Below are 25,698 nucleotides of genomic sequence, written 5' to 3' on the forward strand. Positions count from 1 at the left end.
GTTCAAAATTAAAAGGAAATAATAGAAAAAATATACATAATGTCAAGATTATATTTACAGATGGAGTGATAAAAATAGAGTTAGATATGTAAAGGTTGTGATGAATATGATAAAAAATATGATGGTGAGAGAAGATTAAATAAGAGCTTACTAAATCATAATTATAGTGATGGCTTAAAATTAGTTATTCTCTCAATATAACACTATTTTATTTATTAAGGGGAGAATATTTGAATATGTATAAAATTATATACACAGAAAAATCATGGATGGAAAGTGAAGGCGTAGAGCAGGTAAAAAAACTGTCAAATTTAAAAGGAGTAATTTTAGCTGTTGGTTACCCAGATTTGCATCCTGGAAAAACACCAGTTGGAGCAGCTTTTTTAACAGAAGGAATAATTTATCCTCATTTAATTGGAAATGACATAGGATGTTCTGTAAGTTTATTTCAAACTTCTATCTTTGAAAAGAAATTTAAAGTAGATAAGGCAATGAAAAGTTTGAATAACTTAGAGTTTGAAAAAGATGAATTTAATATTGGTACTATAGGTAAGGGTAACCACTTTGCAGAATTCACTGCTATTGATGAAATATTGGATAAAGAAGAATTTAATAATCTGAATCTAGATAAAAATAAAGTACATTTACTAATTCATAGTGGCAGTAGAGGTTTAGGCGAACATATTTTAAGAAAGCATATTGAGAAGTACAGCTGTCAGAATGGTTTGGTAGAGGGTAGTGAAGGTTTTGAAAGCTACTTAAAAGATTATGAAAAGGCAATACTTTTTGCTAAGAAAAGTAGAAAATTAATTGCTGAGAGGTTATGTGATGCTATTAATGGATCTTTAGAAAGTCTTGTAATTGAAGCTGTGCATAATGGTATTGAATTTAAAGATAATTATTATGTTCATAGAAAAGGTGCAGCACCGTCTGATAATGGCTATGTTGTTATAGCAGGCTCTAAGGGGACTAACTCATATATTGTTAAGCCTATAAATGAAAGCTTGTATACAGGTTTTTCAATTGCTCATGGAGCTGGACGTAAGTGGCAGAGAAATGGTTGTAAGGAAAGACTTTTAGGTAAGTTTTCTAAGAAAGATGTTAAAAATGGCAACTTTAGTTATAACCTTGTATGTAAAGATAAAAGTTTAATTTATGAAGAAGCCCCAGAAGCTTATAAAAACATTGATAGGGTAATTCAGGATCTTATTGAATTTGATTTGATTAAAGTAATAGCAAAATTAAAGCCTATTATAACATATAAAGATTAATGAAATGTTTTAATCGGATAAATAAAGCATAGAAAAGTGTTATATAAGCATCAAAGGAGACATCTTTAGATTATGAATAATATTAAAGATAAATTATTTATTATACATAAAAGTTGATTTATTTGTGCAAAATATTTTTATAGGTAATGTCTGCAGTGTTAATTCCACTAAATTATAATTATGCATAAAAATGCAAAAATGAGGTGGATATAATGGGTCAAGGTGGAACTTTAAGAATTATTAATGCTTCTAATTATGTATTAAAACTCAGTTACTGTCATAGCTATCAAATGAATTCTTGGGATGGAAAATTTCCTAGCGTAATTAATCAAGGTGAGATTAAAGATGTATATATTGAGTGGGATGAATACATTTTTAACACTATTACTGATGATTCTGGTAATGTTGGTTATTCAATTGTTGGTACAGATAGGCATTTTGAAATTCAAGCAAGATGGAGATACTTACAAGTTGATTGGCAAAATACAATTCAAGATCCCAAATTTTGTGTGCAACCCAATACACAAATAGCAAATTTAGGATGGGTACATGATGGAATAGTGACATTAACTTTTTGTGCAGTGAATGATAATAATTTAGTTAATATTTCACATTTGCCTATAATAGAATATAGTGTAAAAAAGGATTTTAAAAATGTAGATAATACGAAAATAGAAAAAGAACTTGTTAAATATGTTAGCATACAAGATAAAGGACAACCATTTAGTAATCTTTTAGCCATGGCTGAAGAAAAGGGAGGAACTAAGCTAGAATCCAATTTAGTCGGTTTATTAAAACAGACTATTGAAAACCCAGAGCAGATTTTGGAGGAATCTTATTCTAATGGTGATTCAGCTTATTTAAAAAATTGGATGGAAACATATGGGCCAGTAATTGAAAATACGCCTCTTGATGACCTTACATTAGCTTGTACACATAATTCAGGAACATACAAAATGGTTTCTCCATTTGGATCGCTTTGGACAAAATGTCAAAACTTAAGTATCAGTGATCAATTAAATAAAGGTGTGAGAGTATTAGATTTAAGAGTTGGAGAAGATAATGGAAACTTTATACTTGTTCATGATAAATGGAGAAGTGAAATTTCATTAGAAGATACATTAAAACAAGTACAGGGATTTATTGCAGGGAATCCAAAAGAAGTTATTATTCTAGATTTTCATAGTTTTACAGCACTTAATGGTCAATTTGATGAAAATAAACTTTATAATCTAGTTACTACCTCCTTAGGAAATCTTATTTATCATTATAATGGACATGTTCCTACTCTCAGTGAAATATGGAGTACTCAATCACGTGTTATTGTTTCTTGGAGCAGTAATAATAAACCAACTGAATTCTTCCCGGTAATTGACCAAAAATGGTTTGATAAAGATAATTTAGGAGATCTTTATTCTGCTATACAAGACGAGATGAAAAATAGTCATGATAATAAAGGTTTGTGGTCAATTTGTGCAATTATCACACCAAGTATTTCAAATATAACTCCAATTCAATCTATTCCAGAATTAACCAAATGGTTTCAAGCAGGTGGAGAATGGGCAAAGAATGCTAATATTATTGCAGTAGATTTTGTTGAAAAAACTAATATTGTACAGCAGGCAATATCAGAATGTCTTATTAAATCAGTAAGTAAGAAATATCATAATGACGTCTGTTTTGCATTAATGAAGTAAGTTAAGACAATAAGCACATCATCGCTAGAATATCAGACACTACCTAAAATTATAAAAATACAGTGTAATTTAGTGGAAATGATGATCTTACTTAAATAACTATATTTAGAAGTACAAATAGAAATTATACTAATAAAAGTTTGTAGGAAGCTGTTGAACTAAGAAATTTATATACAATATATTGTAGTATTTATTCTTAATGCCACAGCTTCTTATTCTATGAATTAATGTCGGAATTATTATTTCTTGAAAGTACATTAATTTCAATAGATTCTAAAGAACACGTGAGCTTCATTGCTTTGATATACCAATCTATGAATATTTCATTTTATTATCAGTTTAATTTATTTACTTCTACCTCAACCTATAATTATTCTCCTTACCGTGTATTTCTACAATGAAATTTTTGCACATTTCTAAAATTCTACTGCCTATGCTTTCATCGAAGTACAAGAGTTTTTCTACAGTAAATTCTGAAGATATTATTATAGGCAAATTCTTCATGTATCTGTAATTTATTATTTCAAAGGTTATATTTATATCTGAATCAGTAAGCTTGCCTTTATAGAGATCATCTATTATTAAAACCTGTGCTGTTTTAAACTTTCGTGTGCAGGCTTCATAATATTCTTCATCTAAAATGTTTTGTTTTAATTTTATTATTTGTTCTCTATAGGACATATAAATTACGGGAATGCCCTTTGATAGAAGGTTTAAACCTATAGCAATGCTCAAATGGGACTTGCCGCTACCAACTTGTCCTAAAAAAGCTATACTGTTTTTTCTGGTATTTCTTATTTGTTTAAAGCTTTTAAAGTATTTGAGGGCGGTATTCTTTGCCTCTTCAGTAGCTGTATTATAAACCTTGTAGTTTTTAAATATAAGTTTATTTTTTTGTGTTTCTATGCCTGAAAAACTCCACATTCTCTTAAGTTTATCCATTTCTCTGCACTTGCAAAAGGCAATGGTGTCTTGAGCATCAGGAGAATGTTTTATAATATATCCTTTTCCACCACAAATAGGGCAGTTTTCTAAAGCGTTAGCTTCAGATGAGTCCTTCCATGTCTCCTTGATACCACTCTGTTTTTGCTTCCTTTCCTTCATATTTTCCAAATTCTTTTTCCTGAGTCTCTGAATTATATCCCCAACTCTTTTCATAGTTTCCCCATGTTCTTCCAAAGCTTTTCCCTCCTTGCAGTTTTTTATAATCATCAAGAAAATCACTTTTAGTTTTAAAGTTATGAAAACCGTAATAACTCTTATGTTTTTTATAATTATTTAAATAATTTATGACCTCATTTTCGTCCTTTAAACCTTTATTTTTCCAGCTGTAAAGCACTTTTTCAATATATCTCAAATTCTTGGCATTGCTTTTTAGTGCCTGCTTCATTCCAAGAATAATTAGGTCCTTGGAATTAAAGTCATCCATAAAATTTTTTAGCTGGTCAATTTCATAAGGACTGGCACAGCTTATATTGTCACTGTAAAAAGTTACAACATCGGTGAACCCTTTTTCTTCTTTTTTTAAGTAAGTCTCTGTAGTAATCTCTGGTATTGCTTTATTAAAATAGGCATTATCCATTTGACTTTTTGACTCAATGGAATAGACAGAAAGATACTTATTACTGGACTTATTTACATCATCTAAATTTTCATAAGTTTCATCATTGTTGTAATAAATATTTTGATCCATAGAAATTTCATTTGCTTCTAAGTTATTAGGAGCTTCTAGTTTTTTATCATCTTCAGAAATGTGAGATGAATTGTCATCTAGCTTTGCTTCAGTGTTAATTGTTGAATTAGTACTATCTTCAAAAGAATCACATAGGCTCTCAAGTTTTTTATAATCTATGGTGTACCATTTAGTCTTGTCCATTTTTGATTTATTGAAATTAGAGCTTAAGACAACTCCTGAAGTTTCAAGCTTTTTTATAGCTCTTATTATGGTCCTTTTGCATAAAAAACTTATTTGATTGTGCCAAGCTTCATAGCTGTTATAAATCCAAGGTGTGCCATTTATTATGTGATTGCTTTTTAAAAGCCAGTAGTGGATTTGCTGAAGTATTATACTTTCTGTAATTCCAAAAATTTCTGCAAGCTTAGGCTGAAAAACCATAGTTATTTCATTTTCTAAAAGTACTTTATTATTCATAATTAACACCAACCAATCTTTTATTTGTATGATTTTGTATTTTAAAAAAAGTTTTATTTGCTTATTGTTATAATTATTTCCTTCAGCTTTTTCAGTGCTCTTGCATGTCTTTTCTTTGCGGTTGAATATTTTATATTTTTAAACTCTGCATATTCCTTTAAAGATTTTTCCTTAAAATAGTGCCAGCAGATAATTTCTCTAAAGTTGTCAGGCAGACTTTTCAAAGCTTTTCTTAAAGTTCTTATATCTTCTTTTAGCAAAATATCCTCTTCCACATTATCATCACTAAGAAGCATGTCCATAAATTCAGTGTCTTCATCCATAGTATTATTTAAGCTGAATTCAAATTTTTCTCCATTTCTCTTATTTAAATAACTTCTAAGTTCATTGTTTAAGGCATTTTTAATGGCAGTAGTGGCATAGGTTGTAAAAGCATTCGTGTATTCACAGTTGTATTTAAATATAGCATTAATTAAGGCTGTAGCTTCTATTTGTAGTAGATCTTCAACTTCATATCCATTTATGTAAATGGAACTAGCGGTTTTGTACATAAAGCCTTCAAAGTTTTTAATTATAGCTTGAAGAGATGCTTCATCTCTATCCTGAGCCTTTTTCACTAAATCTAGAAGCTGTAATATTATAAGCACCCCCCAATTATACAAGCGATAAATAAGAACAAACTGTGTTTCAATTCTAATAAGGATTTAATTTCTTTGTACTCTATTTTTTTTAACATTCTGCTAAAGGTGGATCTTACAGAGGAATAATTTAGATTGTGAGTTTCAGCAAAATATTTTAGTGTTTCCTTTTTATAAAAAAAACATTCAAACAACTCAATTTCTAAAGGTTTTAACTTATGCTTTAGATAGCGCATCAGATCTTCCTTGAAAAAAATCTGATTAAAAATGGAAATTTCACTGGAAGCTAATGTTTTTTCTATATACTTTAAATCGTCTTCATTATCTAGATATTTGTAATTAAATTGAGGTTTACAGTCATCTCTAAAAATTTTTTTTAAACAATTTGATATGGTTTGAAACATGTAATTTCTAAAGCTGCTTTTAGTAGTACCATTAAAATTCAAAACTGTATTGAACATTGATATGTTTAAATCACTTAAATAGTCTTGATAATATTTGTTCCCGTAAAAAATTCCTATTTTGCAATTATAAGTTTCTACAATAAAGCCTTCAAAATTTTTATGTAGCTGTGTTAAAGCTTGTTCATCTTCGTTTCTTATTTTTTCTATGAAATTTTTTAAATCACTATTGTAAAAATTCATATTATCACTTCTTTCTTATTTTTTTCTCTTTAATAATAAAGTTCCATTTTTTGAAGAAAATGTTGCATAATTATAAAAAAGATATTTTACTCATTTGTACAAAATTTTTACGTAATTTAAATTAATTTAGTGATATGTGACGAGTTTTTATATTTGTTATAGAATAATTTAGATTTTTAGTGAGGAAAATCCTCTAATATAGTAGATTTATAATGAAAAAAATCATGCAAAAGAACACATGATAGAATTTTTTTTAATCAAAATTTTTAATTTTGATTTTGATTTTTTATTTTTGAAACTTATTTTTAGCATTTTATGAAAATTTGATCAATTATTACAATGATTAAAGAGTATAAAAAAGTTCTGATTGGAGAGTTTCAATCAGAACTTTTTAAAGTTGACTATATTGTATCAGGGATCATTTGATTTCTTTTCATCTCTTATCATTTGGTTTATAGCATTGGATAAATTATTTATGCTGCAAGTTAAGTTTTCCATTTTGCTTTCAATTCTTACTAATAGATAAGCAGATACTGCAATGGGAAAACCTAGATTGCCTATTAAGTTCACAAGATTTGTTTCCATGTTCTAAACCTCCAAGTCAATTTTGAAAATAATGTGATAAATGGACAATTAAACTTGATTTAACTGTCCATTTGTAAGTTATGGGTTTGAAAGTTTCATTATTTTACTGTTAAGCTGGAGCTGTTTCTTTCTACTATGTGAGCAGAGTCTTTTGCTTTTAGATCTAAACCACCTGATGTAAATATGTTTTTTGCTAATATTACATCCATAGCTGCTTTAACTTCAGCTTCAGTAACATCTTCTTTAATATTTTTTAAGGTTATAGAAGATTTTTTGCCTTCCTCATTTAAAAAAGTCATAGATAGTGATTTTGCCATATTAATGCCTCCTTATTTTTACTATTTGGAAATAGCTAAGTGTCTGATTTTTGTAGTTTAGGCGTTAGTTATTCCACTTTGGTCTTCTCTTACAAGTTCATTTAAAGTTTTTCCAAGCAGTGTTTCAAATTGCTTTGCTACATCAAAAATGTCCTGATCTGCTGCTGAAGTTTTCACTTTTGAAAAACTTTGTTTTTTGATTACATCCTTTCCGTTTTTATCCACTCCATCCTTGTACTTAAGAATCATTGCAGTTTCAAGCTTTGTTGCTTTTGCAGCCATGCTTATCATCTCCTTTCACTTAATATATAGGTGTAGTTTTTTAAAAGGAGACAATCTTCTTTATATGATGATTAAAAAATTTATAATTTTAAGTAAATTATTGCAAGGCTCAAGTTGAAAATGATAACATATTGACACACATGTGTAAAACCATTAAAATAAGACAAGTATGTAATATTAATACAAAAACTATATATATTACTAATCATGCTTATATAAAAGTACAATGAAGAGTTAGCGCATGGGGGAAGTAAATGGACTTTGAATTAGATATTGTAGAGTTAACTAATACAATAAATGAATATGGAAATGTAATAAAAGATTTAGAAGAACAAAAAGAAAATATAAACAAAACAATTAAAGAACTTACTGACTTAGGATGGTCAGGTGAAGCAAAAGATAAATTTATGGAAAATCATATTAAAAAGCAGGAATTTTACACAAATTTAATAGAAGAAATAAAATATACCAAAAATGCTTTAGAAAATGAAGAAAAGCCAAGGGCAATTAGATTAAAAAAGCAAAGTGAGGATTTTGAAAATTGTATAAAAAGAAGTGCAGGTGGAGTAGCGCTTACAAATGATGATACAGGAATTATTTCACTTCAATATGGAGGGCGGTTCCCAATAAATAACAGCATTAGTGAATGTACAGATAATTATTATAGACAAATGAATTCTAAATTTATAGAAATATTAAATTTAGCAAATAGCTTAAGTTTTACAATATTTCCGATTACAGGTGATGTTATCAATTTACAAAGTTCACTAAGAAATCAAACAACAAGTTTGACAGAGTTTGATAATTCATTTAATGCATATTGTAATGGTGTACGAGATATGGAAGAAAATATATGCTCAGTATTTTCAAAAATATCAGGAATAACTGCAGGAATATCACAAATCAGAGATATGTTCATTATTTCAGAAAATGGACGAGTAGATAAAAATAAAGTAATACAGTTAATGCTAAAGAATCCAGCGTACTTAACGAAAGAAGAAAAGGAAATGCTAGAATATGCAAAGATTGTTTTGGGAGAAGATGAATATAAGAAAATAAAAGAAACTGTATTTACATATAAAGAAGCAGAAAAATATATTAAGTGTGATATTTTAGGACTTAATGTGGGACTTAAGACATATTCGCCAAATGAGATATTTAATTTGCCTAAGCAAATAACTTATGAAAAAGGTGGATATATTTATACTTATGTTTTAACAGAAAATTCTCCACCTACATTTAATGGAGTAGAACTTCCCAATGATGATATAATAACAAAAGATGGTCAAGTAATTAGCAATAAATTATATGGTTATAAACTTGTTTATACTAATGAACCAAAGATATCAACAGGAATTGTTTTTATTTCACCTACAGAGAGGGGAGGACAAGTTGTAGAAAAAGGTAAAAATTATACTTTTACTGAATTTAAAGGAACAGTAAAAGTTGGTGGAGAAGTAAAAAATATAAGTAGAAGAGTATATCATGGCAACGAAATTGATTGGTCTCTTAAAGGAGATGATGGGTTAACTAATTTGGAACGTGCTAAATTAGGAGGTTCACCAATTGATGCGGATGGAAATCCATTTGAATTACACCACTTAGCACAAATTGAATCAGGGCCAATGGTAGAATTATCATATAGTAAGCATCAAGAAGAATACTATGATATTCTACATGGATTATTAGAAAATCCAAAGTATCCAAAGTTAACAAAATTAAAAGATTTGAGTCCTTTGAGAAATAAATCTTTAGAAGAAATTGAAAAAATAAGAAAAATAAGAAGTAATTTAAAAAGAGTAAGTTTTAGAAGTGATGAGGTTTTAAATAAGCAATACAATAATTTCAGGTCAGCTTATTGGAAATGCAGAGCAAATCTGATAGAGAGTACTTTAGATAAGTAATGCATAATATTATTATGGAGGTTTAACATGGAAAAGAAAAATGAAATAGCTAGAATTATTGGAGAAAAAAATCAATATTGTAATTATACAGGTGGAGTTGACAATAGTAGAGTATTACAAATTGAAACCATTTTAAAGGTTGATCTTCCAGAAAGTTACAAATGGTTTCTTGAAAATTATGGTCATATATTAATTATGGGTATTGAAATTTATGGAGTATCGAAAGGTGAAATTCCATCTTGTGTAAAAGCTACTGAAAGATACAGAAAGTTTGGATTACCACCGCGATTTGTTGTAATTGAGAGTAGTGATGAATGGATATATTGTTTGGATACATCTAACATTAAAGATGGAGAATGTACAATAGTAGATTGGGATAGAAGAGAAGGAGTTGGCTCACAAGAATATAAAAATTTTTATGAGTTCTTTTATGAAAGACTTAAAGATGCTTGTGAGAATTGGGATTAAATCTTATTAAAAATAATGGGAAAATTAGATGTATGTAGCGAACTCAGGCAAGCATTGTTAATAAATTGTTTTGCTATTAATAAGTAAGGTAGAGGTGTAGTACTATAGATAATGTGATCGAAAAAGAATATAAAACAATATCATTAAATCAATTAGAGACTGAAGAATATGAATTAAACAATGATAATATTGGAGAAATTCAAATACTGAATATAAAAAGAGATATTAGTAAATGCTACAGAGTTGTTTTGGAATTGAGCAAAGAGGCAATGATTGGATTTGGGATATCTGCAATAAGATTAGAAGAAGGACTACCAGAAAACTATGATATTAGAACAGAACCGTTAGGTTCACCTTGTGCAAATCAACCTATGGGATTCTTTTTAACTCCAGATAGTTCAGAGTTGTTTGTTTATGGTAAAGAATATGGAACTTTGAAAGAAAATTCAATAAATATTACGAATAGCAATATACATAATAATAAAAATATAAGTAAAAAAAGAATGAATATTTTAGTGGATATGGAATGTAATGATGATAACTATGAGATATATCATATTGGTTTTAATAATGTAGCAAGAGTAAGAGTATACGAAGACGAAAATGAACTTACCTCTAAATGTGATGTAATATTTAGACTAAGTAAGGGTGCTTTTCTAGGTTTAGGAACAAGTTTAATAAGAATAGCACATAAGTATAAAGAAGGTGATATTTATTTAAATAGTTACATGGAGCAAAACAGAGAATTAGGTTTTTATCTAACTAATGAAAGTCCATTGCTAGAAATAAGATGTAAAAAGTTTGAGAGTGCTTTCTGTTATGATAACAATATAGTTTAAGTTATTTTAACTGTTTAAAGCAAAATAATGTAATTACATGAATATGAAATAGAATTTCAAACAATCTATGAAGATAGTATGGCAATAAGAATGTTTAGATACGGTTTTGAGAGAGCAGTAAAGATTGCGGATTACAGCAGTATAAAGGAAGTCAGAATAAAAATAAAATTTTAGAATTGATAAAGAAAATTGAAAATGAAAAAGTTCAGTAAAATGTGGCTAATTTGGCCACATTTTTAGTTTCAGATGAGTTTGATCCTGGTATTTTTAATGTTTCAAATATGCCCAGTAATTTAGGATATAAATATTTAAAAGGCAAGGCATGAACTATATTTAATGTTTTATGTAGGCAAGCAATTTATGCAGAAAATTATACAAAAGAAATTGAATAATTTGACAAACAGTCTTCATATTAGGAATGATTTCCTGTATAATAGCGTTATCGGATATGGGAAAATTCTATTTTGTATAGAAGGGGAATTAGAATGACTTTGTTAAAAAGCTAAATGATAAAATTTCTAGGATTGTTTAGAGATGCTGTTAAAGAAATGATTGAATTCAATAGAGAATAAAAAAGGAGATGAGTATTATTAACTATACGCAATTAAGTAAGGAAATATCATATGCTCTTAGGCATGCTCCTTGGGAGTACGAATTGGAACTAGATGAGGAAGGATGGGTTAGTGTAGAACAATTATTGATTGCTTTAAAGGAAAATAAAAAGTCACTTCATAATAAGATTTCTAATTTGCCTAAGCAAAAAGATAGATGAATAGGAGGCTTCACAAGATTCCTCCTAGATATCATTAACAAACTGTTTTACTATAATTAATTTTAGAATTACTGTGAATATATATCTGAAAATTCTATGCTAATCCTCTCCACATTAGATTGAAGAATAGATTTATCATCCATAAAAGGTTGATCTTTAACCAATACAGCAGGTAGTAATATTGAAAATTCACTCCCTTTTCCTTCAATACTTGTAACACTTATTTTACCACCATGCATTTCAGTAAATGATTTTACAAGATATAAACCTATTCCAGTTCCTTCGCATTGCCTGGAAAGTGAACGATTTGCTTGTCCAAAACGTTCAAATATAACATTAAGTTTATCTTTCGGAATACCGTCTCCCTCATCTTTTACTTTAATAACAAGATTTGATCCTTCATCTATTAAATTAACATATATTCGTCCTTTAGAATGACTATATTTAAAGGCATTGGATATTAAATTTAATATTATACGTTCTATCTTGTCATAATCAAAAGCCATAGTTTTTTCTTCAACATTTGTATCAAATATAAGCTCTATATCCCTACTTTTTACATAGGATGCTACTGATTGAACAATATCCTCTATAACATTTATGATATTACCATTTTTTTTATTAAGTTTAATAAATCCAGAATCCAACTTAGTTATATCTAGAAGATTATTTATTAATCTAATCATTCTCAAGCAATTTTGTTTCATTGTTTTTAAGTAGGATTTAAATTTGTTTATATTATCTATTTTGTAATTATCTAAAAACATATTTATAGTTTGAATAGCGGCGTAAATAACATTAACAGGTGTTTTAAGTTCATGGGACATATTAGTAAAAAATTCAGTTATAAGGACATTAAATTCTCTAGTTTCATTAAGCAATTTTAAATTTTTTTCTGCATCTTGCTTTAAGGTTTCCACATTTTTCTCTGAAGTTATATCAAGCAAAAATGTTAATACAGTAGGGTTATCCTTGTAAGTAAAAAAAGATGATGTATTGCGTACTGGAATAAAGTCGCCATTGCAGTTCAATATGTTTTCTTCTTCTGCAATCTTTGAAAATTTATTAATAATAATGTTTGAATACTTTTTTATAATATTTAATTTAGTATTTCTTGAATAGTGATTATAAAAGCTCTTACCACTTAGTTCTATTGGATTGTCATATCCCAGTAATTTAGCTGCACTCTCATTGGCATATATGATTATTCCTTTTCTATGTACAATAATAGCATTTACTGAATTTTCAAATAACATATCATAACAAATTTTATTTTTTAATAATAATGATTCCATATTCTGTCTCTGTTTATTCTGATTTTCCAATTCAGTATTTAGTATGTTAAGTGTTTCATCCTTTTTTTTATTATTCTCACCTTCCATATCAACATAGTATCCAAGAATCCATGCAACAAAAATAAATATTCCTACCATTATTAAATCCTTTTGAAAATATAAATTAATTCCATTTTTTAATGGGGCATATAGCAAATCTGCTCCAAGTACAAAACATGAAGAAAAAAGTGAAGTTATAATTCCATAACGAGAACCATATTCAATAACTGAGGCTATTATTAATAGTAGAAATAAATATTTATATTCACTCTCATAAGCTGTAGATAAATATATTGGTAATGCAATAATAAGCATAAAAAAAATATTTTCTAAAAGCCAGGAAATCCTAAATACATTTGATGATTGAGATACTTTATGATTAGTTATTAAGCAGGTTAAGTAACATATTCCAGTAATAATCAAAAAAAATGCTGCAGTATATAAATTAAATTGACCATTATTTTTTATATTTAAATCAAACCAATATTTAGGTAAGTTAATATATATAATTATACTAATAAATACTATTATTGAAATTTTCACAATAGATAGCATGACAGATAAGTTATTTTCAATTTTATGTGTAACAGCATTCATAAAGAGAAACCTCCTTCTTTTATAAATAAAGTTGCTTAAAATAAAAATAAAAATTATTAATTGCAAATTAATAACTTTTATTTTTATTTTCTATTTCCTCAAGCATTTAGGCTCTTCAGGCTGAAATGTAGCAAAGTAACATGCTGATGCTGAAACTGAAAAGGCCATTTTTGTGCAAAAATATGATGTAATTGTAACAAAGAACTTCTTAATTTCCTTTTTCATAATATTTGCTCCTTTCGATATATATGTTCTAAAAAAAAGTCGACTTTGCTTAGAAAAATTGTTCCATTTTTAGTAAGTGTAATAGTTTGCCATAGAACTCCAAGAATAATACTTTCTATAAATTTTATGTAATACAATTTCAAATATTTTGTACTAAGCACAGATAAAATTGTAATTATCAATGAAAAAATAAATAGTACAATAATAGATTTTTTTTTAAATTGCTTTTTAAGTTCAATATTGGTAATAGGTTTTTTGATACTGTCTACTGGTGCATTTTTTGCAACTATTATAAAAGCAAATACTATACAAGCTGTGCTTATTAATATTGCAGTAAGCATATTAATTTTGAAAAGTATCTTATCAATAAATATTCCTGATGCTACTGCTAAAATTGTACCTATTATAATGCAGTGACTAGGTGAAGAAGCGTGTGCCCCTCCTGAATATTTCCTTAGAATGCTAACAGTAATGGAAAATAATAATGCTTCACAAAGTACACCGAAAAACAAACCAGCGATGATTACCCATGAAATAGCAAATATAGTCTGAAGTAAATTTATTGCACCATATACAATAATTTGTTCTTTATCTTCATCAACATTTAAAAATACTTTAGCATTTTTTCCTATTTTAACTGATATTCTTTCAATTAGAGACATATTTCATTCCTTCTTTTGTTTTTAATAAATAGTGTATTATTATAATAAAAACTGATGTAATAATTAATGATGGAATTTCTAATACACATTTTTTAACAGGTCCTAAAAGTTGAAGACTTGTATCGATTTTTAGTAAATTTAATATTAATATATTTAAAAATTCACTTAAAGAAAGTATAAAAATCATAAGCAAAGTACTGTATATGGCTTTCATTATTGGTATAGAAATAATAACCATAGCACTTATAATCAAAGTTATATTAATTATCATATGTACTCCCAAATATATAGGAAGCCACCTTACAAAAAAACTTAGGATAGCTACTAATATACTGGAAAGTATATATTGTGGAATATCAAAAGATTTTCTAGAGATTACATGTATTCCCCATATTAAAATAAACATTTCTGGAATAATCCTTAAAAAAAATTCTATCCATGTAAGTTTCAACATATTTTTTATGTCCTTTCTATAATATTCAGTATATGAATCTTGAAAAAATAACATATATTAATATGTTTGTATATATTTTAAACTAAATTACATATAATGTATTATTCGATATTAAAAGCATAATTCCTTCTTTTTTAACTTTTTTTTCAACTATCGACTATGACTAACTGATCTTTTTTTGAAAATAAATGATGCATTATTATAATAAAAACTGAGGTAATAATTAGTGATGGAATTTCTAATACACACTTTTCAACAGGTTCTAAAAGTTGAAGATCAATATTTAGTAGATTTAGTATTATCAAATTTAAACATTCACTTAAACAGAGTACAAAAAACATTATTAAAGTGCTATATATGGCTTTTATTATTGGTATACCAATAATAATCATAATACTTATAGTTAAAATTATATTAAGTATCATATGTACTCCAAAATATATAGGAAGCCATCTTACAAAAAAGCTTATTGCAGCTATTATTATACTAGAAAGTACATATTGTAGTATATTAAAAGACTTTCTAGAAATTACATATATTCCCCATATTAAAATAGATATTTCTGGAATATTCCTTAAAAAAAATTCTATCCATGTAAGTTTCAACATACTTTTTATGTCCTTTCTATAGTATTCAATGTATAAATTTTTAAAATAACATATATTTACTTAAATTACATATAGTGTATCGTTCGACATTAAAAATATAAATCCTTCTTTTTAAAGTTTTTTTCCTCAACTATTGACTATTACCAACTGATCTTTTTTTGAAAATAAATGATGCATTATTATAATAAAAACTGAGGTAATAATTAACGATGGAAGTGCTAATACACACTTTTCAACAGGTTCTAAAAGTTGAAGATTTGTATCAATATTTAGTAGATTTAGTATTATCAAATTTAAACATTCACTTAAACAAAGCACAAAAAACATTATTAAAGTGCTATATATGGCTTTTATTAATGGTATACCAATAATAATCATAATACTTATAGTTAAAATTATATTAAGTATCATATGAACTCCAAAATATATAGGAAGCCATCTTACAAAAAAAGTTAGTATAGATATTATTATACTGGAAAGTACATATTTTGGTATATTAAAAGACTTTCTAGAAATTACATGTATTCCCCATATCAAAATAAATATTTCTGGAATAGTTCTAAGAAAGAATTCTATCCATGTAAGTTTCAACATACTTTTTATGTCCTTTCTGTAATATTTAGTGTACAAATTTAACGATTAAAAGTTTAAAAATAATATTAACAAATATATACATATTATTATATCTTTTGACTTTGTTACTATATAATGTATTGTTCGTCATTAAAAGTATAATTCCTTCTTTTTGATTTTTTTACTAAATAAACTATATAATGTGATTTAATTTTCATTAATTAGTTGCCACTAAATGTTGACTAGGGATAAATTGTAATGTTATAATATGAATTGTTAAAAATATAGAAAAAGAGGAAAATTATTATGTAATTAAGTAGATTTATCTAAGGAAAATTAAAAAGGGTATTTGTATTCATTAAAAAATAATTTAATGAGTTTATTTATGTACTCTAATTTATTTTAAAGATAATTTACTTTTTATAACCATAATAATTGCCTTAAAAAGAATATCTCTTTTAGGTTTATTGGTGTTGTGAAAAGTTAAACTTCGCAGCGCTTTTTTGCTGCGTAAATTTAAAGGAGATGATTGTATGGAAAGAATTTATAAATATCCAAGAACTCCTCACATTGAAGGATCAAGATTTCAACAGGGAGACGAGGATTTGAATAGTATAAAGTTTGAAAAAATTAAAAATAGCTTTTGTGTACTTGAAGAAAAGGTAGATGGGGCTAACTGTGGTATTAGCTTTGATAAGCAAGGAAGAATGTATTTACAAAGCAGAGGGCATTTTTTAAATGGTGGATATGGAGAAGCACAATTTGACATGTTTAAAACCTGGGCAAATACTTTTATTTATAAGCTTAGAGAAATTTTAGGACATAGATACATTATGTATGGAGAATGGCTTTATGCAAAGCATACTGTGTATTATGATGAACTTAATCACTATTTTATGGAGTTTGATATATTTGATAAGCAGGAAGAAAAATTCTTAAGCACCAGAAGAAGAAAAGAAATGCTTAAAAACTATCCTTTTATAAAGTCTGTACTGGTTTTAAAAGAAGGAATGCTAAAGTCTAAAGATGAAATTACAACACTTTTGGGTAAATCAAATTTTAAATCATCTAACTGGCAGAGAAGTTTAGAAAAAAGCTGCAGAGAGTTAGATTTGTCCTATGAAATTGCTAAAAAACAAACAGATACAACTGATTTAATGGAAGGTATATATATAAAAATAGAAGATGAAAACTATGTACTTAGCAGAATGAAATATGTAAGAGCTTCATTTTTAAATACAATTATGGATTCTGAAACTCATTGGGTTAATAGACCTATTATTCCTAACAAATTAAAATCAGGAATAGATATTTTTTCTGAGGAGGCGTAGTTGTGAATATAGAAAAATTTTTGAGGGAAAAGAACTACAACTTTAAAGATATAGTGGAGGAATTTAAAGTTATAGATAAGTTTAAGGAAGTTAAGCAAAATCCTAAATTTCATGGTGAAGGAAATGTTTATGAGCATACTAGGTTAGTATGCAGCGAAGTTTTAAAGCTTGAAGAATGGGAAGGCTTAGAAAATAGAGAAAAGGTAATTTTGTATACAGCAGCATTATTTCATGACATAGGTAAGGTTATTACTACAAGGGAAGAAGATGGGCAGATAATCTCACCTAAGCATGCTGTAAAAGGTGCAAAGATGTTTAGATATTTAGCCTATAGAGAGTATGAATTTGATAAGTCTATAAGAGAAGAAATAGCTGCACTCATTAGATACCATGGACTGCCTCTGTACTTTATTGAAAAAGAAGATATAGATTACCAGCTTATAAAGGCAGCTGAGAGCACTAATATGAAACTGCTTTATTTATTAGGAAAATGTGATTTACTTGGAAGGTACTGTGAAGATAAGTTAGCCTTGCTTGAAAGGGTTTTTTATTTTAAAACCTATGCAGAAGAATTAGCTTGTTTTTATGGACCTAAGAAATTTAACAATGACTATACAAGGTTTTTGTATCTTACAGGAAATAAGGTTTATCCTGGAGCAGAGATTTTTGATAATAGAAGCTTTGAAGTAGTGATTATGATGGGACTTCCTTTAGCTGGAAAGGATACTTATATAAAGTGTAATCTTAAGGGGGTAAAAGTAATATCCTTAGATGATATTAGAGAAGAACTTAATATTTCACCTTCTAAGGATTTTGGAAAAGTTGGAGCGGTGGCGTTTTCTAAAGCAAAGGAATATTTAAGAAAAAAAGAAAGCTTTGTCTGGAATGCTACGAATTTAAGAAGAGAGAATAGGCAAAAATTAATTAGACTATGTACATCTTACGGAGCAAAAGTAAAGTTTGTTTATTTAGAGGTACCTTATAGAGAGTTGATTTTAAGGAATAATAAAAGAGAAAGATATGTACCTATTAAAGTAATAGATAACATGATAAAAAATATGGATATGCTTGAAGCAGAAGAAATTTGTTAGTTAGGTAAGCCTTTGCAAGATTGTTTACGAGCTCTGCTTCGGCAATAAATGTCTAATAGAATAGTAGAAGAAGTGGTAAATATATAGTTAAAAAAATATTTTAATATTAAATTAAAGCATTGGTTTCATTAGCTGATGCTTTAATTTGTTAAAAATTAAAAGGAAATAATGGAAAAGTGTAGAATAAATATACATAATGTCAAGATTATGTTTACATATTAGTGATTAAAATGGATTTAGGTATGTCCTTTAAGGATTATAAAGGGGAGGGATTAATATAGAAATAATGGGGAATATAGGATTTGTTGTTTTTTTTGCATTAATATTTGCAACCTTAATATTTGAATACCTTATTAGGGAAAATATAGTAAAACCAAGTAAGATTTCCAGGATTTTTTATCAAGATGATGAAAAATTCGTTAATTACTGGAAAAAGCACAAGAAAAAGGAAGATTAAAGTATAGTATTCAAGATGCTAGTTATAAGGTTATTATTATAGCTATAATACAGGTTATAATTAATAGGGTCGCTATATTATGTGAATTGAAAAGTGAAGTACAACTGATGCTATCTCCGTATTTGATGGCTATTCTTATTGTAGCTTTAATGAATTATTTTTTATTGTGGGATGACAATAAAAGTAGATATAACCGATTGATGGGGAAAGAAAAGAGATAAAAGTTCCATTTGTAGAGAATAAGTTATAATTGACATGAAAAAATAACAATGATATATTAATGGTAAAGTTATATAAAGTATCCTTCGGGGTTGGGTGAAATTCCCTATCGGCGGTACAGCCCGCAAGCCATTTGGCAGATTCGGTTAAATTCCGAAGCCGACAGTATAGTCTGGATGAAAGAAGGTGAATGAATAATATTGTATATTGTTAAATTTAACAATATGTTTATTGTGTTTACAAACCCCTAGGAAAACCTAGGGGTTATTTTCATGTTAAAAAAAGTTGGTATATAGAAATTTATTTTTACTCTATAGATGTTTTATCCGATCGCTAGCATTGCTAACACACCCATCCTATTCAAAGTAGGGAGTATAAGCACTGCTACGCGCCTGGATAAGTTCTTCTAAGACTCAGATGAAGAGAAGCATTCCTCACAGGCAAACTCCATCTGAGTCTAAGAATCACTTTATATAGCTTTATATCAATCTAGACAATACTTTATATAAGGAAAAGAGGTGAATTTTAGTGGGAGACTTATGTGTTTAAATATCTTCTGCTAAAAATTAAAAATGGGACATTATTATATTGGTTTTGATGCAGGTACTCAAAGTGTAAAAGTAGCTGTATATGATGAAAATATGAAATGTATAGTAAAATCATCAAATAAGACAACTTTAAAATATCCACATCCAGGATGGGTTGAAATGGATGCAGATGAATATTTTTTACTTACGAAACTAGGAATTAAGCAGTGTATAAAACAATTGAAAGATAAAAAAGTTGATCCTAAACAAATCAAAGCAATCATGGGTGATGGAATTATCTGTGGAGTTGTTGGTATAGATGATAATGGAAAGGCAATTACACCTTATATAAATTATCTGGATTCAAGAACGCAAGGTGATGTTGAAAAACTTAAAAAATTAGATCTTGATATTTGGGGAAGGGAAACGGGGAATGCTGATCCAAGCTGTATGTTTCCTGCATTACATGTACGATGGATTTTAGAAAATATTAAAGAATTTCAGGAAAGAGGAAAGAAGTTTGTTCATAATGCTCCTTATATCTTAATGAATCTTGCAGGTTTAAAGAGCAGTGATGCCTTTATTGATTGGGGAACCATGTCAGGTTGGGGACTTGGATACCGTGTATATGAAAAGGAATGGTCTGATGAGCAGCTTAACATATTGGGAATAGACAAAAGCTATATGCCTAAGATTGTAAAGCCTTGGGATGTTATTGGTACTTTGTCAGAGAGTGTTGCAGAGGAAACTGGATGCCCTTATGGCATACCAATTTGTGCTGGAGCGGGTGACACCATGCAGTCTATGCTTGGAAGTGGAATACTTGAAGCAAATAAAGCTGTGGACGTTGCTGGAACTTGTGCTATGTTTTGCGTTTCAACAAATGGAATTATTCCAGAACTAAGTAAGAAGGGAAGTGAACTGATTTTTAACAGTGGTACTTTGGAGAATACATATTTTTATTGGGGATTTGTTAGAACTGGAGGTTTGGCACTTAGGTGGTTTAAGGATAGTATTTGCCAAAAATCTGATGATGATAGTTATTATAAAATACTTAGTGAAGGAGCAGAAAAGGTTAAGCCTGGATGCAATGGTGTGATTTTTTTACCATATTTAACTGGAGGATATGGTGAATTTTCAAATGTTAATGGTTGTTTTTTGAATATGACCTTAGATTCTAACCAATTTGTCTTATGGAAATCTGTTCTGGAGGCTATTGCATATGATTATATGGAAATTACCAATGATTATAGAAATGCTGGAATTGAAATAAATAGAATTACAATAACTGAAGGTGGAAGTAGAGATCATCTTTGGAATCAAATTAAAGCAGATATTATGGAAAGTGAGGCAATTACATTAGAAGTTTCGGGTGGTGCTGTACTTACAAATTGCATTGTTGCTTCCTACGCAGTGGGTGATACACAGGATTTAAAGAAAGCACTTGCAGGTAACTTAAAAATCATAAATAAATATACTCCAGATATTAATAATTCGGAAATTTATAAAGACCATTACAAATTTAGAAAAAATGTATTAAATAATTTGAATTATAAGTGGATGAAATTTTAGGCGCAGCAGCCGGGATTATATGGGCCTGACCCAAAGTAAGCTATAAAAAAATAAAGAGGTCAGAACTGTTACAATCTATGACCTCTTTGTTGTAACTTGTCTTTATAGGGTACAATTTGCATTTCTAAAGGAACAAAAGTTCATGAATGAATAAGTGGTATAAAAATATCGTCAACGATTTCACTTACTGTTTTATTAGATATAGGTTCATGAGTTGTGAGAATTTCATATCGCAATAAATCCATAGGTAGTGAAATAATTCTAGGACTAACCTTTTCAAGATTTACCTCTCCTCTAAGTTCAGCATTTTTTAAAATCGTCATCATGAATTTTGACAATGTATCTTCGTTATTTTTACTTACTATTAGTGGTATTGAAGATATTATATGACTACTAGAGTCTACCATGAGGCCATGTATGGTTTCGGCACTAATGGCTTGAAGAGGTTTTGATATTTCTTCAAGCAGAGTAATTACATCATTTCGAAGGTTACCTGTATCAGGAGCATCAGTAATAGGTTTACGTATATGTTTTTGTATTGTTGAAATTACAAGTGTTGGTTTATTTGGCCAACGACGATATAAAACTGCCTTGTTTGTCTTTGCTCGTGCAGCAACTCCCTCCATAGTTAGATGAGAATAACCTAAATTATTGAGTTCATCCCAAGCAGCTTGAAGTATTGCAGCTTCAAGGATCTTTCCACGTCGTCTAGTTACCGTATTTTTGTTTTCATCGCTGCAAGATTTAGTAGGCTCGGTAGAAAAGTTATTTTTTTGCTCATCCATATTGCTAACACCATCCTTTTGAAAAGTTTTATTTTTTCTATTGCATTTATCGTAAACTTATTATATCATACAAATAAGGAACTGTACGTTTCTTATTTTGAAAAGAAAAAATACATAAAAATTAAAAAGTTAATAGGAATTAATTTTGAAAAAGTAACCAATATATTGAAGGGAGTAATGATTAATGAAAAAACTAGGTTTAATGTTCATATTATCCACATTTTTAGGAATTTCCATATTAACAGGGTGCAGTAGTCCAGATAAAAGTAATGCTAAAAGCACTGTAAATTTAGAACATAGTGATAAACGTGGAACAGTATATTTAATGGCAGGTAAGATTAATACCAATGAAAATGTAAACATATCCTCAAAAATTACTGCTAAAGTTGCTGAAACATATGTTGATATTGGTTCAACGGTGAAAAAAGGCGACCCACTCATGAAGCTGGATTCAAAAGACCTTGAAGCACAGGTAGCTAAGGAAGAGGCCAGTGTGGGAACGGCTCAGGCAAATTTAGCCAAAACCCAAATCGGGTCCAGACCAGAACAAATATATAAAGCTCAGGCTTTAGTGGATAGTGCAAATGTCAGTTATGAAAATGCCAAGAAGAATTATGAAAGAAATCAGAAACTTTTTGATACTGGAGCCATTTCAAAGTCCCAATTGGAGCAATTTCAGACAGCACTAGGTGAAGCAGAGGCATCTTATGAATCATCAAAAGCAGACTTGGATATTTTGAATAAAGGAGAAACACAGGAAACTATTAATGTTGCAGAGTCACAAGTAAAAGAAGCTCAAGCAGCATTAGATGTTTCAAAAATTCAAATGGACAATTCCGTTATTGTTTCACCTATATCTGGAGTTGTGACAGCAAAGGATATTAGAACTGGAGAATTAGCAACAGCAGGAGTTAATCTGATGAATATCGTAAATTCTGATGCAATGATGGTGGATGCTTATTTGCCTGCAGAATATATAAATAAAATAAAAGTTGGACAAGAAGTGGTTATTAAAGCATTAGAAGTCCCAGACAAGGAATTTAACGGTGAAATATATGTAATTGATTCTGTAGTTAATTTAAAAAATAAAAATATTCTTGTTAAGGTGAAGTTTAAAAATCAGGATGTAGAATTGAAGCCAGGTATGTTTGCCGAAGTTGGCGTAAAAAATTAGGGAGGATGAAAAAAATGAAGGAAAAACGAAAGTTAATAATTTTAGGTATATTTGTTGCAATGTTAATAACCCTTGGAAGCGTAGGATATTACTACTGGCATAACAATACATATTATATTTCTTCTGAAGATGCAAAGGTGTCTGGGGATTTTGTGAAGATAGTACCTGAGGTGTCAGGAAAACTTCTTGAATTCAATGTTAAAGAGGGGGATAAGGTAGTGAAAAATCAAATCATTGGTCGTATTGATGCTGTTGGATTAGATGATTCCAGTATAGATGAATCCCTTTTGAGGGCACCTATGAATGGAGTAATTATTAAAAAGCAGGCAAATGTTGGGGAGTATGAATCAAGTACTTCAGCTCCTACTCTTGCCATGGTGGTAGATCCAAGCCAGCTATATGTAACTGCAAATATCGAAGAGGGTAAGGTTGAAAATATAAAATTGGGACAGCAGGTAGATATAAATTTTGATGAGTTTAAAGAAAAAGATTTTAAAGGAAAGGTGGATTCTATAGGTAAAGCATCAAATTCAGCATTTTCTATGCTTCCATCTTCTTCAAGTGGCACTTTTACAAAAGTAGTTCAGAAAGTACCTGTAAAAATTAAGTTGGATAAAACAGATGGTAATCTTTTACCAGGAACCAATGCAGTCATAAAAATCCATATAAAGTAGGTGGGTAGTAATGGAAAATAAAAAGAATATTTCATATAAATGGCTTACAATGAGTGTAGTTATATCAGCACTTTTTATGGCAAACTTAGATACCAGCGTTGTCAATCTTTCTACCTCAAAAATGATGCAAACCTTTAGTGTATCCCTTGATCAAATACAGTGGGTAATAAGTGTTTATACATTGACCCTGGGGGTTACTATACCATCAACAGGATATTTAAGTGATAGATTTGGATTAAAAAAAGTGTTTGTTATTGCTTTGATCTTATTTACATCTGGTTCATTAATGTGTGGTATTTCATGGAACTTAATGTCTATTATAGTAGCACGAATTACTCAAGGAGTAGGAGGAGCCTTCATTATATCACTTGGTATGACAATATTAATGACTACTTTTGATAAAAGTGAAATGAGTATGGTTGTGGGTATTATGGGCATCTGTATTATGGCTGCTCCTGCTTTAGGCCCCACTCTTGGAGGGTATATCATTCAGAATCTTGATTGGAGGTTTATTTTCTTCATTAATATTCCAATAGGGATATTCAGTACAATATTAGCTATGATCATACTTAGAGAATCACAGCACAAAGCTTCGAAACACTTTGATATCATAGGTCTTGTGACTTCAGCTGTTGGAATGTCATCTATTCTTTATGTGCTGGGAAAAAGTAATGTGGATTGGAGCGATATTAAAAATATAATTATAATGATAGTAGGATGTTATAGTATGTTCATGTTTGTTGTTAATGAACTGCTAATCCCTGAACCTATGCTTAATTTGAGACTTTTAAAGAATTACACTTTTTGCATGAGTAACATTATTATGAACGTTGCTTTATTAGCTCTCTATGGAGGTGTGTTTCTTATGCCTATATTTCTTCAGCAGATTAAAGGATTAGATTCTATGCAAGCAGGCTTAATACTCTTTCCTGAAGCAATAGCAACTGCAATTTCTATGACGGTTTACGGAAAAATAGGGAATAAACTGGATACAAGGATATTTGCTATATCTGCTTTGGTATTAATTGGTTTTAATAGCTACAGTATGTCCAAAATTACATTGGAAACTTCTAATACAGTTATAACTGTTCTGTTAATGATAAGAGGTTTTGGAGTAGGGTTTCTTATAGCGCCAGTTCAAACAATGGGGTTTAGTGCATTGCCAAAGTCTGTAATGTCAAATGCTTCAGCACTTTTAAATACAGTAAAGCAAGTAGGTACATCTATCGGAATTACTTTGATTACAAGTATCATGCAGAGTAGAACCACAATCAATTATTCAAATTTATCTCAGCAGGTAAATTATTTTAATCCCAATAGCATGAACCTGTTTAAAATACTGCAGGGAGTTATGGTACAATCTGGAGTATCTCCAAGCGATGCTCAAGCTGGAGCATTAAGTCAGCTTTTTGGAATAGTTGCAAAACAAGCTCAACTTCAAGCACTGAATGATACTATGTTAGCCATTTCAGTCATCACAGCAATTATTGTTATTCCCACATTTTTATTAAAAGAAGGTAAGCAATTAGAAGATAGATTGCTAACCAAAGGTGCTGATTAATAAACCGCCTATTGAAGGACCAAGAGCAAAACCTATCGGCATTGTTGCTGTAAGAGAAAAAGTTTTACTGACTATGTAAATCTATTTCTGCCGAATTTTTAAGAAATACATGGTACAATCTCCTTCATCTTATAGAAAGTCTGCTTAAGTATACATATAAGAAGCGGCCAGATAATATGCTTTGTCACATAAAAAAGGGATTTAGCACTAAATATGATATGTTTGCTTTTAAGTAGACAGGAGAAATAATAATAACTTGTAAATATGGAGTTTTAGTCACATATA

Annotated in this window: 26 protein-coding genes and 1 riboswitch; of the genes, 12 read left to right on the forward strand and 14 right to left on the reverse strand. The window is 29.0% G+C overall.

Features of this window, described 5'->3' with window-relative positions; all coding sequences use genetic code 11:
- Positions 1-236: 236 nt before the first annotated feature.
- Positions 237-1,271 carry an RNA ligase RtcB family protein gene (locus EG57_RS0215155; RefSeq protein ID WP_032078023.1) on the forward strand — a complete coding sequence of 345 codons (1,035 nt, stop codon included), beginning with the start codon at positions 237-239 and terminating at the stop codon, positions 1,269-1,271.
- Positions 1,272-1,483: 212 nt separating this feature from the next.
- Positions 1,484-2,968 (forward strand): phosphatidylinositol-specific phospholipase C domain-containing protein, encoded by a 1,485-nt coding sequence (locus tag EG57_RS0215160; protein WP_032078024.1) that lies wholly within the window; start codon positions 1,484-1,486, stop codon positions 2,966-2,968.
- A gap of 354 nt (positions 2,969-3,322) precedes the next feature.
- Here EG57_RS0215160 and EG57_RS0215165 read toward each other — a convergent pair whose 3' ends face one another.
- From EG57_RS0215165 to EG57_RS0215190, 7 genes are all read right to left on the reverse strand, one after another.
- A complete protein-coding gene (locus EG57_RS0215165; RefSeq protein WP_084572255.1) occupies positions 3,323-4,072 on the reverse strand; it encodes an ATP-binding protein in 750 nt (249 codons plus the stop codon).
- Positions 4,014-5,120 (reverse strand): DnaD domain-containing protein, encoded by a 1,107-nt coding sequence (locus EG57_RS0215170; RefSeq protein ID WP_032078025.1) that lies wholly within the window; start codon positions 5,118-5,120, stop codon positions 4,014-4,016. The genes EG57_RS0215165 and EG57_RS0215170 overlap by 59 nt, the downstream gene beginning before the upstream one ends.
- A 53-nt stretch (positions 5,121-5,173) precedes the next feature.
- Complete coding sequence (locus EG57_RS0215175; RefSeq protein ID WP_032078026.1) at positions 5,174-5,767, reverse strand: sigma-70 family RNA polymerase sigma factor; 594 nt, start codon at positions 5,765-5,767, stop codon at positions 5,174-5,176.
- Positions 5,758-6,402: a sigma-70 RNA polymerase sigma factor region 4 domain-containing protein gene (locus EG57_RS0215180; RefSeq protein ID WP_032078027.1), complete on the reverse strand. Its 645-nt coding sequence runs from the start codon at positions 6,400-6,402 to the stop codon at positions 5,758-5,760. The genes EG57_RS0215175 and EG57_RS0215180 overlap by 10 nt, the downstream gene beginning before the upstream one ends.
- Positions 6,403-6,813: 411 nt before the next feature.
- A complete protein-coding gene (locus tag EG57_RS25900) occupies positions 6,814-6,987 on the reverse strand; it encodes a YvrJ family protein (RefSeq protein ID WP_082085072.1) in 174 nt (57 codons plus the stop codon).
- 98 nt (positions 6,988-7,085) lie between these two features.
- A complete protein-coding gene (locus EG57_RS0215185; RefSeq protein ID WP_032078028.1) occupies positions 7,086-7,304 on the reverse strand; it encodes a DUF2922 domain-containing protein in 219 nt (72 codons plus the stop codon).
- Positions 7,305-7,361: 57 nt separating this feature from the next.
- Complete coding sequence (locus EG57_RS0215190; protein ID WP_032078029.1) at positions 7,362-7,586, reverse strand: DUF1659 domain-containing protein; 225 nt, start codon at positions 7,584-7,586, stop codon at positions 7,362-7,364.
- A gap of 254 nt (positions 7,587-7,840) precedes the next feature.
- On the opposite strand from EG57_RS0215190, the gene EG57_RS25515 reads away from it, so the two are divergent.
- The 4 genes from EG57_RS25515 to EG57_RS0215210 all read left to right on the forward strand — a co-directional run bounded on the left by EG57_RS25515 (position 7,841) and on the right by EG57_RS0215210 (position 11,569).
- Positions 7,841-9,490 carry an HNH/ENDO VII family nuclease gene (locus EG57_RS25515; RefSeq protein ID WP_052037946.1) on the forward strand — a complete coding sequence of 550 codons (1,650 nt, stop codon included), beginning with the start codon at positions 7,841-7,843 and terminating at the stop codon, positions 9,488-9,490.
- A 27-nt stretch (positions 9,491-9,517) separates the two neighbouring features.
- Entirely contained in the window at positions 9,518-9,958 is a 441-nt protein-coding gene (locus tag EG57_RS0215200) for an SMI1/KNR4 family protein (protein ID WP_032078030.1), read from the forward strand.
- 113 nt (positions 9,959-10,071) lie between these two features.
- On the forward strand, positions 10,072-10,797 hold the full coding sequence (locus EG57_RS0215205) for a hypothetical protein (protein ID WP_032078031.1): 726 nt from the start codon (positions 10,072-10,074) through the stop codon (positions 10,795-10,797).
- 580 nt (positions 10,798-11,377) lie between these two features.
- Positions 11,378-11,569, forward strand: coding sequence for an RNA 2'-phosphotransferase (locus EG57_RS0215210; protein ID WP_032078032.1), 192 nt, complete (start codon positions 11,378-11,380; stop codon positions 11,567-11,569).
- 68 nt (positions 11,570-11,637) lie between these two features.
- Here the strand turns inward: EG57_RS0215210 and EG57_RS0215215 are convergent, their stop codons facing one another.
- The 6 genes from EG57_RS0215215 to EG57_RS0215235 all read right to left on the reverse strand — a co-directional run bounded on the left by EG57_RS0215215 (position 11,638) and on the right by EG57_RS0215235 (position 16,043).
- A complete protein-coding gene (locus EG57_RS0215215; protein WP_032078033.1) occupies positions 11,638-13,500 on the reverse strand; it encodes a sensor histidine kinase in 1,863 nt (620 codons plus the stop codon).
- Between the two features lie 90 nt (positions 13,501-13,590).
- Positions 13,591-13,725: a cyclic lactone autoinducer peptide gene (locus EG57_RS25905; protein ID WP_084572248.1), complete on the reverse strand. Its 135-nt coding sequence runs from the start codon at positions 13,723-13,725 to the stop codon at positions 13,591-13,593.
- A complete protein-coding gene (locus tag EG57_RS0215220; protein WP_032078034.1) occupies positions 13,722-14,387 on the reverse strand; it encodes an accessory gene regulator ArgB-like protein in 666 nt (221 codons plus the stop codon). Before EG57_RS0215220 ends, EG57_RS25905 begins: the two co-directional genes overlap by 4 nt.
- Positions 14,374-14,841: a hypothetical protein gene (locus tag EG57_RS0215225; protein ID WP_032078035.1), complete on the reverse strand. Its 468-nt coding sequence runs from the start codon at positions 14,839-14,841 to the stop codon at positions 14,374-14,376. Before EG57_RS0215225 ends, EG57_RS0215220 begins: the two co-directional genes overlap by 14 nt.
- A gap of 146 nt (positions 14,842-14,987) precedes the next feature.
- The gene (locus tag EG57_RS0215230) at positions 14,988-15,449 is read right to left on the reverse strand and encodes a hypothetical protein (protein ID WP_032078036.1); all 462 of its coding nucleotides are present in this window, start codon (positions 15,447-15,449) and stop codon (positions 14,988-14,990) included.
- Positions 15,450-15,575: 126 nt separating this feature from the next.
- The gene (locus EG57_RS0215235) at positions 15,576-16,043 is read right to left on the reverse strand and encodes a hypothetical protein (RefSeq protein WP_032078037.1); all 468 of its coding nucleotides are present in this window, start codon (positions 16,041-16,043) and stop codon (positions 15,576-15,578) included.
- A 512-nt stretch (positions 16,044-16,555) separates the two neighbouring features.
- On the opposite strand from EG57_RS0215235, the gene EG57_RS0215240 reads away from it, so the two are divergent.
- The 3 genes from EG57_RS0215240 (at position 16,556) to EG57_RS0215250 (ending at position 21,219) form a co-directional block, all read left to right on the forward strand.
- Positions 16,556-17,353: an RNA ligase family protein gene (locus EG57_RS0215240; protein WP_032078038.1), complete on the forward strand. Its 798-nt coding sequence runs from the start codon at positions 16,556-16,558 to the stop codon at positions 17,351-17,353.
- 2 nt (positions 17,354-17,355) lie between these two features.
- Positions 17,356-18,444: an AAA family ATPase gene (locus tag EG57_RS0215245; RefSeq protein ID WP_032078039.1), complete on the forward strand. Its 1,089-nt coding sequence runs from the start codon at positions 17,356-17,358 to the stop codon at positions 18,442-18,444.
- Between the two features lie 754 nt (positions 18,445-19,198).
- A riboswitch (FMN riboswitch) is annotated at positions 19,199-19,312 on the forward strand.
- Positions 19,313-19,692: 380 nt separating this feature from the next.
- On the forward strand, positions 19,693-21,219 hold the full coding sequence (locus EG57_RS0215250; RefSeq protein WP_032078040.1) for an FGGY-family carbohydrate kinase: 1,527 nt from the start codon (positions 19,693-19,695) through the stop codon (positions 21,217-21,219).
- 140 nt (positions 21,220-21,359) lie between these two features.
- On the opposite strand, the gene EG57_RS0215255 is transcribed toward EG57_RS0215250, so the two are convergent.
- Positions 21,360-22,004 carry a TetR/AcrR family transcriptional regulator gene (locus EG57_RS0215255; protein WP_032078041.1) on the reverse strand — a complete coding sequence of 215 codons (645 nt, stop codon included), beginning with the start codon at positions 22,002-22,004 and terminating at the stop codon, positions 21,360-21,362.
- 184 nt (positions 22,005-22,188) lie between these two features.
- Between EG57_RS0215255 and EG57_RS0215260 the strand changes: the two genes are divergently transcribed.
- From EG57_RS0215260 to EG57_RS0215270, 3 genes are read left to right on the forward strand one after another with little or no spacing between them, the layout of a single operon-like run.
- A complete protein-coding gene (locus EG57_RS0215260) occupies positions 22,189-23,178 on the forward strand; it encodes an HlyD family secretion protein (protein WP_032078042.1) in 990 nt (329 codons plus the stop codon).
- A 14-nt stretch (positions 23,179-23,192) separates the two neighbouring features.
- On the forward strand, positions 23,193-23,852 hold the full coding sequence (locus EG57_RS0215265) for an HlyD family secretion protein (RefSeq protein WP_032078043.1): 660 nt from the start codon (positions 23,193-23,195) through the stop codon (positions 23,850-23,852).
- A gap of 10 nt (positions 23,853-23,862) precedes the next feature.
- On the forward strand, positions 23,863-25,413 hold the full coding sequence (locus EG57_RS0215270) for a DHA2 family efflux MFS transporter permease subunit (protein ID WP_032078044.1): 1,551 nt from the start codon (positions 23,863-23,865) through the stop codon (positions 25,411-25,413).
- The last annotated feature ends 285 nt before the right edge of the window (positions 25,414-25,698 follow it).

The organism is Clostridium drakei (genome assembly GCF_000633595.2).
Taxonomy (GTDB): Bacteria; Bacillota; Clostridia; order Clostridiales; family Clostridiaceae; genus Clostridium_AM; species Clostridium_AM drakei.